The sequence below is a fragment of the Pseudomonas sp. GW101-3H06 genome, assembly GCF_059424605.1.
Map to the genome: position 1 here is coordinate 1,406,793 of NZ_JBWKZO010000001.1, position 14,532 is coordinate 1,421,324.

Consider the following 14,532-nt stretch of genomic DNA (forward strand, 5'->3'; position numbering starts at 1 on the left):
ATAATTTTTATTCTTAGGACAAAAAGTGGTTTGGCATTAAAAACTGCTGGCCATCAAAGGTGGCCATTCTATTGCTATTATTAATCGGTCGATCGACCCAAAATATTCTCGAAAAGTGGGCTCGTCAATTCATATTTGTATGGTCAGGGATTCGAGGCGACAGGCGTAAGAGAGACGTGGTCACCTGCCGTGATTCGCCTATAAATCGTGTGCCGCTTACGCGCGATTGCGGCTGATTTTCCCTTCAGCAATGTCTCGCTCAATGGCCTTTGGATTGCGAGCATCTGGCGCGCCCCAACCACCGCCGCCGGCCGTCACCGTGATAAGCCGGTCACCGGCGTGCACCAGCATTCGCTGCTTGGTAATGGAAATGTGCTCACCGGTTGCGCGAATCAGTGTCAGCGATGCCGGGCGTCCTGCCTCACCGCCTTCGGCGCCCCATGGCGCAAAGTCGGCGCGAGTCTGTTCGCTGTAGAACACCACATCGCAGGTATCGAGAAACTCGTACTCGCGACATATTCCCAGCCCGCCCCGAAACTGGCCATTGCCGGCCGAATCTGGTGCAAGCTCGGTGCGCAGGATCCTGATCGGATACTGGCGCTCGCAAATTTCCATCGGCAGCATGGCGACGTTTCCAAGGTAGGGGTCGACTGCACTCAGCCCATCACTTCGAGCATTACCACCCATACCACCGCCGAGGTCGTCGGCCATCACCACCATTTTGCCGTTACGTGGGTGGCGGCACTCGGCAGCCAGGCTTGAAAAACCAACGAATGAACCACCCACTTGCAGGTCCCGAACGATGCCGCTCAAGGCGCGCACCAGCGTATCGGTAATGCGTTGAGCGGCCAGGTGACGCAGGCTGACAGCCGCGGGGAAGGCCGGGTTCACGGCAGAGCCGGGCGGCAGGATGATATTGAGCGGTCGAAGACATCCGCCGGTCTGGTCGCCTTCAGGGTCGAACGCCGATTTCACCGCGAAGATTACCGCTGCAATGGTCGCGGTACGTGAGCAATTCATACCGCCGGCCATCTGGGGGGAGGTGCCGGTGAAGTCGATGGTGATGTTGTCGTCCAGCAACTGCAGGCTGACTTCAATTCGAACCGGCTCCTGGTTGATGCCATCGTTGTCGAGGTAGCCCACGGCGTGACTGCTGCCCTCGGGTATGGCTCGCAGCAGCGAACGCATGCGGCGTTCGCTTTGGTCGAGGCGTTCAACCATGACCGCCTCCAGCAGATCGGCGGAGTATTTGCCCAACAGATCTTGCATGCGTCGAATGCCCAGCTTTATCGCGGCCATCTGCGCGCGCAGATCACCCAGACTGGAATCCGGGTCTCGGGTGTTGTTGGCGAAGTAACTGAACAAGGCCTGATTCTCGCTACTCTCAACGGCCAGCCTCACCCATGGAAAGCGCAGCCCTTCTTCAAACACCGAGCGGTTGGCGAAGCCCTCGGTTCCGGGGTTGGTGCCGCCAATGTCGGTGTGGTGGGCCAGGTTGCCGACCCAGGCCACGATACGGCCTTCAGCGAACACGGGAGCGAACAGGTGGATGTCGGGGGTGTGGGTACAGCCTCGATACGGATCATTGCCGATAAAAATATCGCCTGGCTTGATGCTGTCGATGGGGTTTTCCTGCAGGAGGAACGGCAGCGCGACACTCATCGATCCCAGCAGGGCCGGGATCTGTGCGTCTTCTGCCACCGACTCCCCGCTGGCGGTGAACAGCGCGCAAGCGTAATCGAGCATTTCGCGAATGATCGGCGAGTGGGCGCTGCGGCGTAGCGAGTCACCCATTTCTCCGGCCACAGCCTTCAGGGCACTGCCGACGACGGCTACGGTAATGGCATCGGTCATTGTTCAGTCTCCGAAATGATGAGGCAGCCGCTGGAGGCGACATGGGCGCTGTGACCCGGATTGATCACGGTGGTGGTATCGAACTGTTCGACGATCGCAGGGCCATGGAGTTGTTCGCCCTGCTTGAGGTCTGAGCGCCAATACACGGGGGTATCGACGTAACCCACGGTCTCGGCGAACCAGACCGGGCGAGAAGATAGCGGTTTGGAAACCTGCTGGGTGCGCAGAGCATCCTCGACACGCAAGAATTTCCCCCAACCGGTTAGCCGCGCTGCAACAATTTCAACCTCAGTGCCCGGTGCGCTGTGGCCGTAGGTGCGTTCATGCAGCGAGTGGAAAATCTCAATGGCAGATAAGGTCTCCTGGCCCGAATCGACTGGCACTGTGACTGCGTATTCCTGACCCGCGTAGCGGATGTCCAGGGCATGTTCAAAGGTGCATTGGTCAGCGGGCATGCCGTCTTCCTGCAGGCGCTTGAGCATGTCCAGTTCCAGTGTCTGCTGAACGCTTTTCAACTCCTGTACAGTCAGTTCACCTGCGTCGCGTAGCAAGGGCAGGGTGACGTCGTGACGAAGATTTGCGGCTAGCAAGCCCCCGGCGCTGAGCAGTCCAGGGAACTGTGGGATCACCACGGTCGGGATGTTCAATGCGCCAGCGAGACCGACAACGCTGAAACCTCCCGCGCCACCGGCGGCCACCAGTGCAAACTCGCGCAAATCATCACCGTTACGCGCGGCCGAGCGCTGAATCGCGCTGGCCATATTGGCTTCCATCAGCGAAATTATTCCAAGGGCGGTTTCCTCGACACCCAGTCCAAGCTGCTCGGCCAGGCCTGAAATCGCCGTGCGAGCTGCGCCGATATCCAGCGCCATTGTCCCACCCAATAGACCCGCCGGATTCAAGCGCCCTAGCAGGGCTTGGGCATCGGTCACAGTTGGTTCTGTCCCACCCTTACGGAAGCACGCAGGCCCTGGCACCGCACCGGCGCTTTTTGGCCCCACCTGTAAGGCGCCACCTTGATCGATCCAGGCAATGCTGCCGCCACCGGCGCCGATGGTTTCGATTTCAAGGTTGGGCACGGTGATCGGAATGCCATTGGGCAGTCGCATGCTCTGGTGAATTCGCGGCTTTCCTTCGACCACTATGCCGATGTCAGCGCTCGTGCCGCCCACATCCAGGGTTACCAACGAGGCGATGCGCTCGGCCGAGCAGAGCTTTTCGCCGCCGATTACCCCACCGGCCGGGCCAGACAGCACCAAGTGATGAACTTTTTCACCGACCGAGCGAGCCGCCGTGGCGACCCCGCCATTGCTTTGCATGATGTAGAGCGGGCACTCGAATCCATTTTTCTTCAGGGCCGCTTCCAGGCGCCGAATATAGGGATCGAGGGTGGGGGCCAATGCCGCATTGACCGCGGTGGTCGCGAACCTTGGGTATTCGCGCACTTCTCTGGAAATCCGGGCGGAGCAGGCCACGTTGATGTGCGGGGCCAGGCGAGCAATCACTTCGGCAATGGCTTCCTCGTGCGCGGGGTTCTCGAATGAGAAGAGCCCGGTGACGGCGATGGACTCGACCCCTTTTTCCAGCAAGCTACGAACGGCGTGTTCCACTTGCTCAACATCCAGCGGTTCGATTTCGCTGCCATCGGCGGCGAGGCGCCCGCTGACTTCAATGCGCAGGTCGCGGGTGATCAACGTCGTCCTGGTCGGATGCAACAGGTTGTAAAGTTGTTCGCGCTGCTGAGTGCCGATCTCGACAATGTCTCGGCAACCGCGGGTAGCGATCAAACCAGTTGGGGCGTAATTGCCCTCGATTACAACGTTTGTGGCAACGGTTGTGCCGTGCACGATGGCATCCAGTTGATCGGGTGAAAGGCCGGCCTTTGCCATCAGACTCAAGACGCCTTGCACGATGGCTTGATCCGGGGCGTCGGGTCGCGAAGGCACCTTCTCGACCATAACGATCCCGCTGGTGTCGTCGATCAACAGACAGTCCGTAAAGGTACCTCCGGTGTCTATTCCGATTCTTCGCATCTCATTCTCCGTAGCATTTTTATAATTGTTCGGTCGTACGACCAAATTTTTACTCCAACTGAGGAAACCTTGCAAATCATTTTTCGATGATCGTGAACTTCGGGAACGAAAAAGGTGGGCGTGAGAGAAGCGGACCTGCCGAAAATGCGCCTTTGCTGATCGCTCAGTATTGGCCCCTAAAGCGCAGTCGGACGACGGTCCGCATTTGGCCGTTTTCTGCCTGCTGCGAGGGGCAGAAATCGACCGATTCTGTTGAAAAAGTAGCTCCCCTGTCTGGCCTGCGGCAAAATCTCTACATTGGCCAGCAGGGAAGCACGCAGTATGATGGGACAGTTATCGAGTGGGCAGGAACGACTGTTTTACTCGTTCAACCTTGAAGATCACATCCCAGCCAATCACCTTCTGCGCAGCATTGATCGGTGTTTCGATCTGAGCGACTTGCGCCATTACCTCGCCGATTTTTACAGCCCAATTGGGCGTCCTTCGATTGACCCTGAGCTGATGATCCGCATGCTGATCGTGGGCTATTGCTACGGTATTCGCTCCGAGCGGCGGCTGTGGGAAGAGACCCATTTGAACCTGGCGTATCGCTGGTTCTGCCGGTTAAGCCTTGAAGATGAAGTCCCCAATCACTCAACCTTTTCAAAAAATAGACACGGCCGTTTTCGGGACAGCGATCTCTTTCGCTGGCTGTTCAATGAAGTGCTGCGTCGTTGCATGGACGCAGGCTTGGTCAAAGGTGAAGGCTTTGCCGTGGACGCCAGCATCATCAAAGCGGATGCCAGCCGGCAGCGCGGTGTACCGGGTGATGAACAGGTCAACTGGAGCGATCCGGCCCTGAGCACCCGCGCCGTGCGTGAGTATCTTGAGGCACTCGATGAAGAGGCTCTGGCCGAAACGCTACCGAAGCGCCTGTCGCTGACTGATCCTCAAGCCCGCTGGACCGCAGCTCCAGGTGGCCCAGCGTTCTACGCTTACTCCACGAATTATCTGATCGATACCGAGCACGGCGTGATCATGGATGTGGAACCCACACCGGCTCATCGAACCGCAGAAGTCGAGAGCACCAAGACGATGATCGATCGGGTCGAAGCGCAGTTCGACATCATGCCGGAACGCCTCATTGGCGACACCGCTTACGGTACCGCGCCGATGCTGGCCTGGATGGTGGAGGAAAAAGATATCGAGCCGCATGTGCCGGTGTGGGACAAAACTGAGCGCAAGAACGACAGCTTTTCGAGTAACGATTTCCACTGGAATGAAGAGGCCGAGGAATACCGCTGCCCGGCCGGCAACGCATTGCGCAGAGAATGGCGAGCCTTCAAGAATGCGCGTTCGCACGTCACAAAAGCCAACACCATCATCTTCCGATCCAGACAGACCGACTGCGCGACATGTCCGATGAAAGCCAAGTGCTGCCCGAACACTTCGATTCGCAAGATCGCCCGTAGCGTCCATGAGGCCGCTCGTGATGTGGCTCGACGCATCGCAGCGACGCCGGAGTACGTGCGCTCTCGCCACGAACGTAAGAAGGTCGAAATGTTGTTTGCCCACCTCAAGCGCATCCTGAAACTGGATCGCTTGCGACTACGTGGCATGAGCGGCGCAACCGATGAATTCACGCTGGCCGCTGCGGTGCAGAACCTGCGACGGCTGGCCAAATTTACCTCTCAAGGTCCACCAGTCACGGGATAGGTGCGCCTGCGCTAAGCAAAAAACCTCAAACTAACCCAATAACAAAGCAACAAAGGTCAACGAAGGGCCGAGAAACCACTCAATGTGGTGAGTAGGTTCTCCGGTGGTGGCCGTGCCTGAGTTCAGGTGATCTGAAAATCCGACTTTTTCAACAGAATCGACCCGAAGCAGACATTCATGGTTTGCAAAGACTTCAACAAAGGCTATCAGTTTTTAGTATTCACTCCGGCGTCATAAGCACCGCGAGCGTCATGTTTATAAACTCTTCGTTTCTGCTAATGGCTGCTAGTGCTCCGCGTACGTTGCTGGAGACTTCGGCTGCCCCCTGTTTCTCTGCCCAGAGTGTCAGCTCCATTATGGCCGCCTCTAGGGCCAACTGATTTTGATTGAGCTTGAACAGCAGGGAAGGGAGTAGGTCTTCATTGGGCATCTCGATTCCTCCGTGGAAAAGATCAGCTTAGCCTCTTTATGCCTTGGCGTTATTCGCGCTCCAACTGCCGGGCATCCGAAGTCACTGCTTCCATGATTGAAACCAACTCCTCCAGAAGCTCCGCGTAATGACGCGTCATGTAGGCAGCTATGTTTTCATTTCGAAGGATCCGCATGAGATACCCCTTGGCTACGACCAGAACCAACATCGTCTCACCCAGGGTGTCTTCTACCTGCTTATAGTCGTGATGCAGGTTTTCCAGTTCTCGCTCCATGCGGGCGATGTCTACTGCACTGACGTCAGAAGTCGACTTCTTCTTCGGCTCTACCAACATCTCTGGCCGGGAGGCGGCCAACACCATGCGTGCGTAATTCCTGGTGAAGCAGTTTGCCGAAATCATCATCTCCACCGTTTCGATTTGGCGGATCGGCTTCATCATTCGTAGGGATCGAAAGACATCTTGCGAGACCATTCGCACCTTCAGCATTTCGGCCGCCTCAGGCGCTATTCCTTTGAGTAGGTTTTCACGCTCGTGGACACGATCCACGTTGATTCCAAGCACCTTGGCAATTCGTTCCGCTTCAATCCCCCGCTTCATGGCGGAAATAATCATTTTGTGTTCTTGAATCGGAGTCAGCCGGTTGATTTGTCGGTTGTAGGTAAAGCCTTCGTCATCGGTCGAGACCAGGCATAGTGCTTCTTTTGCGCCCAAGGCCTTGAGCGCCTCAAAACGAAGATGCCCATCCAATAGCATGTACGAAGCGATCCCATCTTCGATAAGCGGCTTGGGATGGACAACCAGCGGCTCGACGACACCAAGTTCCTTCACTGAACTCAAAATGCTGGCATATTTTTTACTACCAACCATCAAATGCGTGACTTGGCGTGACGGCAGGATGCGATCCAAGGGAACCGCAATGACGCGCTGTTCGAAGGCTTGTTTTACTTGGCTCGTCATTGCACATCCCCTGTTATTCGATCTGCCAACGGTTTGGGCATGTCAGGTATTTCTTCGTTACGAAGAAGGGTGCTGAAGTACTCATCAGCCAGCAGCTTTCGCATGGCGGTTACGATGATTAGAAGCCGCTGCTCATTGATGTCCGATTTTTTGATCATCACCTTTTGGCGCCGAACCTCCTTCTGGTATGCATTGAGCAGTTTCTGAGGGGTGGTTTTCTCTTTCGTCGCTGGAACACTTTTGTAGTTCTTGCCAAACGTTTTTCGTCTATCAATCAGTCGACGTACCTTCATCAACTGCTCGCCTCTGAGCAACCCGCTTTCGTAGGCGTCTATCATGGCTTGCTGGACGTCGCTGTCTTTAGAGCGAGCGATATCAATCGCCAGTTTTATGGATAGCCATCCCTTCTCGACAGCCGCGATCAGCCGCTCCTCACCTTGCCGAAGCAACGTCAAAATTCCTTGTATGTAACCTGAGTCCAGGCAAGTTTTATTCGCGATCTGAAGGCACGTATATCCGCGATCGGAAAGGATCTGGATTGCAGTCAAAAGCTCACGATTGGAATGTTTTCTCCGTGCAAGATTCTCTACCAGGCCGATAAGGTAACGGTCGGCCTCCGTGGCGCTGACCACAATACAAGGAATGGTTTTCTCACCTAGAGCTTGAAATGCTTCGAATCGACCTTGGCCACACACGATCTCGTAGGGCTCGGTACCGGTCGTGGTTGGTGCGACTGTAATCGGACGTTTGAGGCCTAACGCGGAGATGTTTTCTACCAATTTGGCGAACACCCGCTTGTTGCGCATACGGGGATTAAGCACCCTAATATCGGTGAGAGGGATGAGGTTTATCATCGACTCTTCTGCCACATGCATTGGTGCTCTATGCGGAGGTAGGATCGCGGTCATGCCACCCTCCTGTATTCAACGCGGCGAGACAGTTCCGAGAGGATATCCAGCGTGTCGAACCGGTAGATCTCAAGATCGGCCTGATTGCTCTCCGCTAGGCGCAACTTAGGAGATTGCATGTCGATGGTGGGTAGGATGTAGTAGTCCAGTACAGCATCTTCGAGTTCTTGCATTCGAACGGCCACAGTGATGTCAGGATTCAATCCCAGATCAAAGCGGATGTTCCAGCGCTTATGGCCAGCCACAGTTGTCAGACAGCGACACAGTACGAGTGATATGGCTAGTTCCTGGTTAACCATCATCAGGTCAGTCTGAGGGTCTACCGAGACGTGGCCACCGACCTCCGCGATTTTAGTGATCGTCTGCTGCAAAAGCTTGGGGTGCATCTCGCGCAGTCGTTTGTTGGCCTCGATGTAGTAATAGTCTCTCGCGGGTGTGTACCCAACCAGCGAGTAACACCGGAGCAAGCTCCCGAATCGGCTTTGATACGCGCTGCTCGATGGGCACCCTTCAGCTTCGTCGATGACCAGCCCCGATAGAAAACCACGACGTTCATAAATGCTCTTCAACACGCTAAGCATCTCGTCATCGGGCATACGATAGGAACGTGTCAGGATGATCGACTGAGCGGCCTGAAAGAGGATCGTGCTTACGATAGGTCGAAACGCTGCATTGGCCCGTACCCACTCTTCTGGCGGATTCTGAGTCCGTGTTTGCTTCAGCTTGAAGGAGTTGTGATTCCAGACGTTGTTTCCGACGTATTTTTCGTTAATCAACACTTGGTGCACGGTGCCCCGAGACCACAATCGGTTACGATCTGTCAGCACTCCTTTAGCGTTCAACCATTCGGCAATTTCACGCTCACTCCTGCCTTCCTCAACAAATAGTCGATAGATATTCAGCACCATTTCGACTTCAGCCGGAGGGCCGGGCACCAATATCACTCGGTCTGTTTGAATGCTTTTATGCTCACCAATGCTTAGCTCATTTTTCGGCGAGCCAGTGCTGTCGACCAACTGCCTTCTGAGCCCAAACCCAGCCATGCCTCCTTGGCGATAACCCAGCTCAATGAGTCGGGATTGCCCTGCGAAAACTTTTACCGACAATTCCCTACTGTACTCACCGGCCATCATCCGCTTTACGCTTTTAACGATGTTGGAGACAGGCGATCCGTCATTGGTAAATTGCTCGGCACAGTATTGAACTGAAACTCCCGCCTGCCGGCATCGCACCTCGTAACTGGCGCTGACATCGGGATCCTGGAAGCGACCCCAGCGGCTAACGTCATAAACGAGGACAGTCGAGTATTCAGCTCGGCCACTTTCCACATCGAAGAACAACTGCTTGAGTGCTTCACGGCCTTCTAGGCGGAGGCCGCTCTTACCCAAATCCGTGTAAACCTTCACGATTTTTAGTGTGTGAGTGGCGGCATAGATGCGGATGACGTCGAGCTGATTCTCAGTGGAATATTGCTGGTGCTCAGTGGACATGCGGACATACGCGGCTGCCAGGGTCGTGTTGGACTCATTACCAGCTCCACATGCATCAGTGAGCTTTTGCATCGACAACGTCCTCGCCCTACCAACTACGGGTACGGCTAACACCAAGCGTGACCAGTCACTTTGTTTTTCGAATCGCTCTAAAGAAGGTAGAAGATCGGGGAGGGAAAAATGTTCACGAAAACGGGTAATTCTTTTCTGGCCCAAGAACAGTACGCGGCTGCCATCGCCCACGCACTTCACAACGAGCTTGGTGAAACGCATCAAGCGACGAAAACGTTAATGCGTTGGACGAATGCCAACGAAAGAACGGTTAAGAATTGGATGGCAGGAAGCAATGGCCCGCGTGGTGACCACTTAGTGGCCCTGGTGAAGCATTCTGACTTTGCACTTGCCGCGCTTCTGGGTATGGCAGGGAGACCGCTTGCGTTGCATACAGCAGAACTGCCGCTGCTAAGACAGAAGCTTCAGATGGCAATCGAGGTAATTGATTCGTGCCTACCGCTTAGACAATGATTTCTTCAACTAGGCCTTCAATGGACCGAAGGCTTGTGTTTTGTACTCTTCTATCATCAATACCTGTCGCTAATAGCGAGGTCTAAACGTGTGCCAGCGTGTCCACTCACGTGGTCTGTAGACTCCCTCGACAATACTCATTTTGGTCAAGAATCTGGCGTCGTTGAATGACTGCTAATGGCTGTGGATTCAACCGGTCGATGCAACAGATTGGCTAAATCGTTCAGCGGGTGTTTCGTAGTCTAGTGTTTTCCGAGGGCGGCTATTCAGCTGCCTGCTCCTTCTTTGTCTGGGTATCAAATACCCAGATCACTCAAAGACTCTACACCGATGCCTAAGGACACCAGTCCGAGTATCAAGGCAGAGGGTTCAACCTTGCCAGTACCACGGCTGTAACGGGCGCTAGGCATACGCTTATGCCGCTGCGGCGCTTCCTAGGGTACCTGCACAAGTCACCCAAAGGACAAGCATCTCTCGGTCCTTGGGCGGTTTGCCCACGCGCGCCCTCGTAATCTCTTCTACATGGCTTGCTGCACAAAGGCGTTCGGCCGTCTGTTGATGCCGTGAAAAAATCCTGTGCTGATAGATTGACACTTTAAGAGCTATAGCTATATAGTTTTGAAAAGGTTGAAAACGACAACGCACAGGTGCTACCCGCCCTCGGTTCACCGCTCAGACAACCAGCAGGAGCAAGATCCATGTATGACGTAGAGCTAGGTCTGTATATCGACGGTCAATGGCGCGCTGGCGAGGGTCGTCGCACCCTCCCGGTGGTCAACCCCGCTACTGAAGAAGTACTGGCCCATCTTCCGCTGGCGAGTGAGCAGGACATTGCGGACGCGCTGGCATCGGCGCAGGAAGGTTTCGACATCTGGCGCACTGTCTCGGCCTGGGATCGTCAGTTGGTGATGAATCGTGCCGCCGACTTGATCCAGGTGCGCCGCGAAAACCTGGCTCACGTGCTCACCCTGGAAAACGGTAAGCCGCTGGCTGACGCCCGCGGCGAGATCGACCGGGTGGTTGAGACCATCAAATGGTGTGCGGAGGAGGGCAAGCGGGCCTACGGCCGTCTGCTGCCGCCGCGTCAGCCTGAGCTGGTGCAGACAACCGTGAAGCGCCCGATCGGTCCGGTCGCGGCCTTTGCTCCCTGGAACTTCCCTGCCGTACTGGTGGCGCGCAAGGTGGCTGCAGCCCTGGCTGCCGGCTGCTCGGTGGTCGTTAAGCCCGCCGAAGAAACCCCCGGTGTTTGCGTCGGTGTCATCCGCGCCTTCATCGATGCTGGTTTGCCCAAGGGTGTGATCAACATGCTGTTCGGCGAGCCGAGTCAGGTTTCCGATCGGCTGATTGCATCGTCGATCACCCGCAAGGTTTCGTTCACGGGTTCGGTGTCTGTCGGGCGTCTGCTCAGCACCCTGGCAGCTAAGCAGCTCAAGCCCGTCACCATGGAACTGGGCGGACATTCGCCAGTGGTGGTGTTCGACGATGTGGATGTGCAAGCCGTGGCTCGTGCCTGTGCCGGCTTCAAGTTCCGCAATGCCGGCCAGGTCTGCGTGTCGGCCAGCCGCTTCTTCGTGCATGAGCGGGTTTATGAAGAGTTCACCCGTCACTTTGTCGAATTCGCCAATGCAGTGAAGGTCGGCAATGGCCTCGAAGCCGGCATCAGCATGGGCCCGCTGGCCAACGCTCGCCGCCTGGAGTCGACGATGGACCTGGTTGCCGATGCGAAAGCGCGAGGCGCCACGGTCGCCGCCGGTGGCAGTCGGATGTTCGATCGCGGTTACTTCTTTCAGCCCACGGTGCTGACCGATCTGGATCCACTCTCGCGCATCCTGCATGAGGAACCGTTCTGCCCAGTCGCGCCGATCATGCCATTCAGCGACTTCGATGAAGTTATGCAGCGCGCCAACGGTGTGGATTTCGGCTTGGCGGCGTACGCCTTCACCCACTCAATCAAACGTGCAGCAGCTGTTTGCGAAGGCTTCGATGCTGGCTGGATCGGAATCAACAGCTTTACCCCCGCTTTGGCCGATGCGCCCATCAGCGGCACCAAACAAAGCGGTATCGGCCACGAAGGTGGCCCTGAAGGACTGGATGCTTACTTGCAGACTCGCTTCATCAGCCAGGCGAGTTCCGTTTAGTCCGTGAAGTGATGCTTACCCTGAAAACAATAGTAAAGATGAGGATCGAACCATGAGCCGTGCAGATGGTAAAGCGCAGAACATCCCTTTCGGTGGCTACCACTACAACATCATCCCGACTGAAGATGCCGAGCTGACCCGTGTCGGCCCAGGCACCGAAATGGGCGAGTACATGCGCCGTTTCTGGCACCCGGTCTGCCTGTCCGAGGAGCTTGGGCAACTGCCAAAGGCCATTCGGATTCTCGGTGAAGACCTGGTGGCGTTCCGTGACCGCAGCGGTCAGATCGGTGTGCTGCATCGCCACTGCGCCCACCGCGGTGCTTCGCTGGAATTCGGCATCATCCAGGAAAACGGCATTCGTTGCTGCTACCACGGCTGGAAGTGGGGCGTAGACGGTACCCTGATGGAAACCCCTTGCGAGCCTGAAGGCAGCAAGCTCAAAGAGAGTATCTGTCAGCCTGCTTACCCGGCGTTCGAACGCCATGGCCTGGTGTTCGCCTACATGGGCCCACCGGATCAGAAGCCGAAGTTCCCTGAGTACGAATCCTTCACCCAGCCGGCCGGTACCGAGCTGGTGGCGTTCTCCAACGTCTACCCCTGCAACTGGCTGCAGGTGTTCGAGAACATCATGGACCACATGCACACGGCGGTGCTGCATAACAACATGACGGTAGAAGGCGTGGACGCAGCGACCTCCGCCGGTGTTTCCCTGGAAGGCTTCGGTGATATGCCGGTCATGCACTGGGAGCCGACCCGTGATGGCAATGGCGTCGCCTTCGTCGCCGGGCGTCGCGTCGGTGAAGACAAGGTGTGGACCCGCATCACCGAAATGACGTTCCCGCACCTGTGCCAGATCGGCTCGCTGGTGCCGTCGGCGGCCGAAGAGCGTCACTCCACTGTCGCCATGAGCCGCTGGCATGTGCCGGTGGACGACACCAACACGATCCTGTTCGGCTGGCGCCATTTCAACGATGAAGTGGACCCGCGACATCTGGGCTGCAAAGAAGATTGTGGTGTCGACAAGATCGACTTCCTCGAAGGGCAGACCGGCAGCCGCTCCTATGAAGAAGGTCAGCGTGCACCGGGTGATTGGGAAGCACTGGTCAGCCAGCGCCCAATCGCGATTCATGGCATGGAGCACCCAGGTCGTTCGGACATCGGTGTCTACCTGTGCCGCAAGCTGCTGCGTGATGCTGCTCGCAGGCTGGCCGAAGGCAAACCGGTGGGGCGTGCCGACCTCGACAGCGATGATCCGCTGGCCATGTACTCCCAGGACTCGGTGCTGAAAATCCCCCGTGATCCGGCCCGTGACGATCGCGAAGTGCTGATGGAAATCAACCGCAAGGTCATCGGTGTGATGAAGGACGCGGACCGTTTCCCGGCCAGCGAGCGCGACGCCTATGTGCGCCAGCGTCTCGATGAGCTCGACGATCAGCAGCTCTTCCGCAAGGGTTGAATGGGTGGTCGGGCCTGGCCAGGCCCGACTCGCTGACGATTCATCGCCCTGACAACCAAAAAGATCGAGGCGCAGCATGCAAACAGTCAAAGTACGGTGCATCGAGAACCAGGCAACTGGTATCAACACCTTCGAGTTCGTCGATCCGGCCGGCAAACCATTGCCTCCTTTCACCGCGGGTGCGCATATCGACGTGCACCTGCCCGGCGGTTTCATTCGTCAGTACTCCCTGTGCAACAGCCCGCAAGAGCGGGACCGGTACGTGGTCGGCGTATTGAACGTTGTCGATGGCCGCGGCGGTTCGCGCAGCCTGCACAGCAATGTGAAGGCTGGCGATCTGCTGCAGATATCTGAACCACGCAATCATTTCCCTGTCGTCGACCAAGCGCAGCGGCACCTGTTGATCGGCGGCGGCATTGGCGTGACCCCGATGATGGCGATGCTCGAGCATTTTGAAGCGAGCGGCGCTCAATACATTCTTTACTACTGTGGCGAGACGCCTGAGCGCACCGCGTTCAAGGAGCGCCTGTCGTCCCTGCTCGGCAAGCACGTCGTCATCCATTACGACGGAGGTGATCCGGCCCGTCGCCTGGACATCCGCGAACTGCTGATGCACTACGAGCCCGGTACCCACCTGTATTGCTGTGGTCCGGGCGGGTTAATGGCCGGCGTCAAGGCGGCGGCCGAGCATTGGCCAGCAGGCACGGTGCACTTCGAACACTTTGCTGCGCCGGTACTGCCGCCAAGCGCCAGCACCGTCAGTGAAGGTGAATTCCGGATCACCCTGGCCCGTAGCGGCCAGACCCTTGATGTACCGAACAGCAAAAGTATTGCGCAAGTCCTGCGTGAAGCCGGCCTGCCATGCGAGACCTCTTGCGAGGCTGGTATCTGCGGCACCTGCAAGACCCGTTTCATCGACGGCGAGGTCGACCATCGCGACTTCATTCTCAGTGACGACGAGAAACAGGAACACCTGCTGATCTGCTGCTCCCGTTCCAAGAGCTCGACGCTGGTGCTGGACCTGTAAAAAATTTCCCTGAGAAAA

General features: G+C 56.7%; 11 protein-coding genes. 5 read left to right on the forward strand and 6 right to left on the reverse strand.

Features of this window, described 5'->3' with window-relative positions; all coding sequences use genetic code 11:
• Positions 1 to 216: 216 nt before the first annotated feature.
• Positions 217 to 1,854, reverse strand: coding sequence for a hydantoinase B/oxoprolinase family protein (locus AC07ZE_RS06335; RefSeq protein ID WP_207262455.1), 1,638 nt, complete (start codon positions 1,852 to 1,854; stop codon positions 217 to 219).
• Positions 1,851 to 3,887 carry a hydantoinase/oxoprolinase family protein gene (locus tag AC07ZE_RS06340; protein ID WP_494990426.1) on the reverse strand — a complete coding sequence of 679 codons (2,037 nt, stop codon included), beginning with the start codon at positions 3,885 to 3,887 and terminating at the stop codon, positions 1,851 to 1,853. Before AC07ZE_RS06340 ends, AC07ZE_RS06335 begins: the two co-directional genes overlap by 4 nt.
• 321 nt (positions 3,888 to 4,208) lie before the next feature.
• Between AC07ZE_RS06340 and AC07ZE_RS06345 the strand changes: the two genes are divergently transcribed.
• Positions 4,209 to 5,582, forward strand: coding sequence for a transposase (locus AC07ZE_RS06345; RefSeq protein WP_207262459.1), 1,374 nt, complete (start codon positions 4,209 to 4,211; stop codon positions 5,580 to 5,582).
• A gap of 220 nt (positions 5,583 to 5,802) precedes the next feature.
• Here AC07ZE_RS06345 and AC07ZE_RS06350 read toward each other — a convergent pair whose 3' ends face one another.
• Genes AC07ZE_RS06350 through AC07ZE_RS06365 form a run of 4 tightly spaced genes read right to left on the reverse strand, consistent with a single transcriptional unit; the run spans position 5,803 to position 9,440 of the window.
• Complete coding sequence (locus AC07ZE_RS06350) at positions 5,803 to 6,012, reverse strand: hypothetical protein (RefSeq protein ID WP_207262461.1); 210 nt, start codon at positions 6,010 to 6,012, stop codon at positions 5,803 to 5,805.
• 49 nt (positions 6,013 to 6,061) lie between these two features.
• The gene (locus AC07ZE_RS06355) at positions 6,062 to 6,970 is read right to left on the reverse strand and encodes a plasmid partitioning protein RepB C-terminal domain-containing protein (RefSeq protein ID WP_207262463.1); all 909 of its coding nucleotides are present in this window, start codon (positions 6,968 to 6,970) and stop codon (positions 6,062 to 6,064) included.
• Positions 6,967 to 7,878, reverse strand: a complete 912-nt coding sequence (locus AC07ZE_RS06360; protein ID WP_259331934.1) for a ParB/RepB/Spo0J family partition protein — start codon at positions 7,876 to 7,878, stop codon at positions 6,967 to 6,969. Before AC07ZE_RS06360 ends, AC07ZE_RS06355 begins: the two co-directional genes overlap by 4 nt.
• On the reverse strand, positions 7,875 to 9,440 hold the full coding sequence (locus AC07ZE_RS06365; RefSeq protein ID WP_207262465.1) for a recombinase family protein: 1,566 nt from the start codon (positions 9,438 to 9,440) through the stop codon (positions 7,875 to 7,877). Before AC07ZE_RS06365 ends, AC07ZE_RS06360 begins: the two co-directional genes overlap by 4 nt.
• Before the next feature lie 108 nt (positions 9,441 to 9,548).
• Here AC07ZE_RS06365 and AC07ZE_RS06370 point away from each other — a divergent pair, with 108 nt between their 5' ends.
• The 4 genes from AC07ZE_RS06370 to AC07ZE_RS06385 all read left to right on the forward strand — a co-directional run bounded on the left by AC07ZE_RS06370 (position 9,549) and on the right by AC07ZE_RS06385 (position 14,514).
• Positions 9,549 to 9,893 (forward strand): hypothetical protein, encoded by a 345-nt coding sequence (locus tag AC07ZE_RS06370; RefSeq protein WP_207262467.1) that lies wholly within the window; start codon positions 9,549 to 9,551, stop codon positions 9,891 to 9,893.
• A 698-nt stretch (positions 9,894 to 10,591) separates the two neighbouring features.
• The gene (locus AC07ZE_RS06375; protein WP_207262469.1) at positions 10,592 to 12,031 is read left to right on the forward strand and encodes an NAD-dependent succinate-semialdehyde dehydrogenase; all 1,440 of its coding nucleotides are present in this window, start codon (positions 10,592 to 10,594) and stop codon (positions 12,029 to 12,031) included.
• A gap of 52 nt (positions 12,032 to 12,083) precedes the next feature.
• Entirely contained in the window at positions 12,084 to 13,487 is a 1,404-nt protein-coding gene (locus AC07ZE_RS06380; protein ID WP_207262479.1) for a Rieske 2Fe-2S domain-containing protein, read from the forward strand.
• Positions 13,488 to 13,563: 76 nt separating this feature from the next.
• The gene (locus tag AC07ZE_RS06385; protein ID WP_207262481.1) at positions 13,564 to 14,514 is read left to right on the forward strand and encodes a PDR/VanB family oxidoreductase; all 951 of its coding nucleotides are present in this window, start codon (positions 13,564 to 13,566) and stop codon (positions 14,512 to 14,514) included.
• Positions 14,515 to 14,532: the final 18 nt, after the last annotated feature.

What these genes read in the sequence shown, in the direction of transcription:
- AC07ZE_RS06335 (WP_207262455.1), bottom strand. Translation starts at nt 1,854, where the DNA reads ATGACCGATGCCATTACCGTAGCCGTCGTCGGCAGTGCCCTGAAGGCT.
- AC07ZE_RS06345 (WP_207262459.1), top strand. Translation starts at nt 4,209, where the DNA reads ATGATGGGACAGTTATCGAGTGGGCAGGAACGACTGTTTTACTCGTTC.
- AC07ZE_RS06340 (WP_494990426.1), bottom strand. Translation starts at nt 3,887, where the DNA reads ATGCGAAGAATCGGAATAGACACCGGAGGTACCTTTACGGACTGTCTG.
- AC07ZE_RS06365 (WP_207262465.1), bottom strand. Translation starts at nt 9,440, where the DNA reads ATGCAAAAGCTCACTGATGCATGTGGAGCTGGTAATGAGTCCAACACG.
- AC07ZE_RS06370 (WP_207262467.1), top strand. Translation starts at nt 9,549, where the DNA reads ATGTTCACGAAAACGGGTAATTCTTTTCTGGCCCAAGAACAGTACGCG.
- AC07ZE_RS06380 (WP_207262479.1), top strand. Translation starts at nt 12,084, where the DNA reads ATGAGCCGTGCAGATGGTAAAGCGCAGAACATCCCTTTCGGTGGCTAC.
- AC07ZE_RS06350 (WP_207262461.1), bottom strand. Translation starts at nt 6,012, where the DNA reads ATGCCCAATGAAGACCTACTCCCTTCCCTGCTGTTCAAGCTCAATCAA.
- AC07ZE_RS06355 (WP_207262463.1), bottom strand. Translation starts at nt 6,970, where the DNA reads ATGACGAGCCAAGTAAAACAAGCCTTCGAACAGCGCGTCATTGCGGTT.
- AC07ZE_RS06375 (WP_207262469.1), top strand. Translation starts at nt 10,592, where the DNA reads ATGTATGACGTAGAGCTAGGTCTGTATATCGACGGTCAATGGCGCGCT.
- AC07ZE_RS06385 (WP_207262481.1), top strand. Translation starts at nt 13,564, where the DNA reads ATGCAAACAGTCAAAGTACGGTGCATCGAGAACCAGGCAACTGGTATC.
- AC07ZE_RS06360 (WP_259331934.1), bottom strand. Translation starts at nt 7,878, where the DNA reads ATGACCGCGATCCTACCTCCGCATAGAGCACCAATGCATGTGGCAGAA.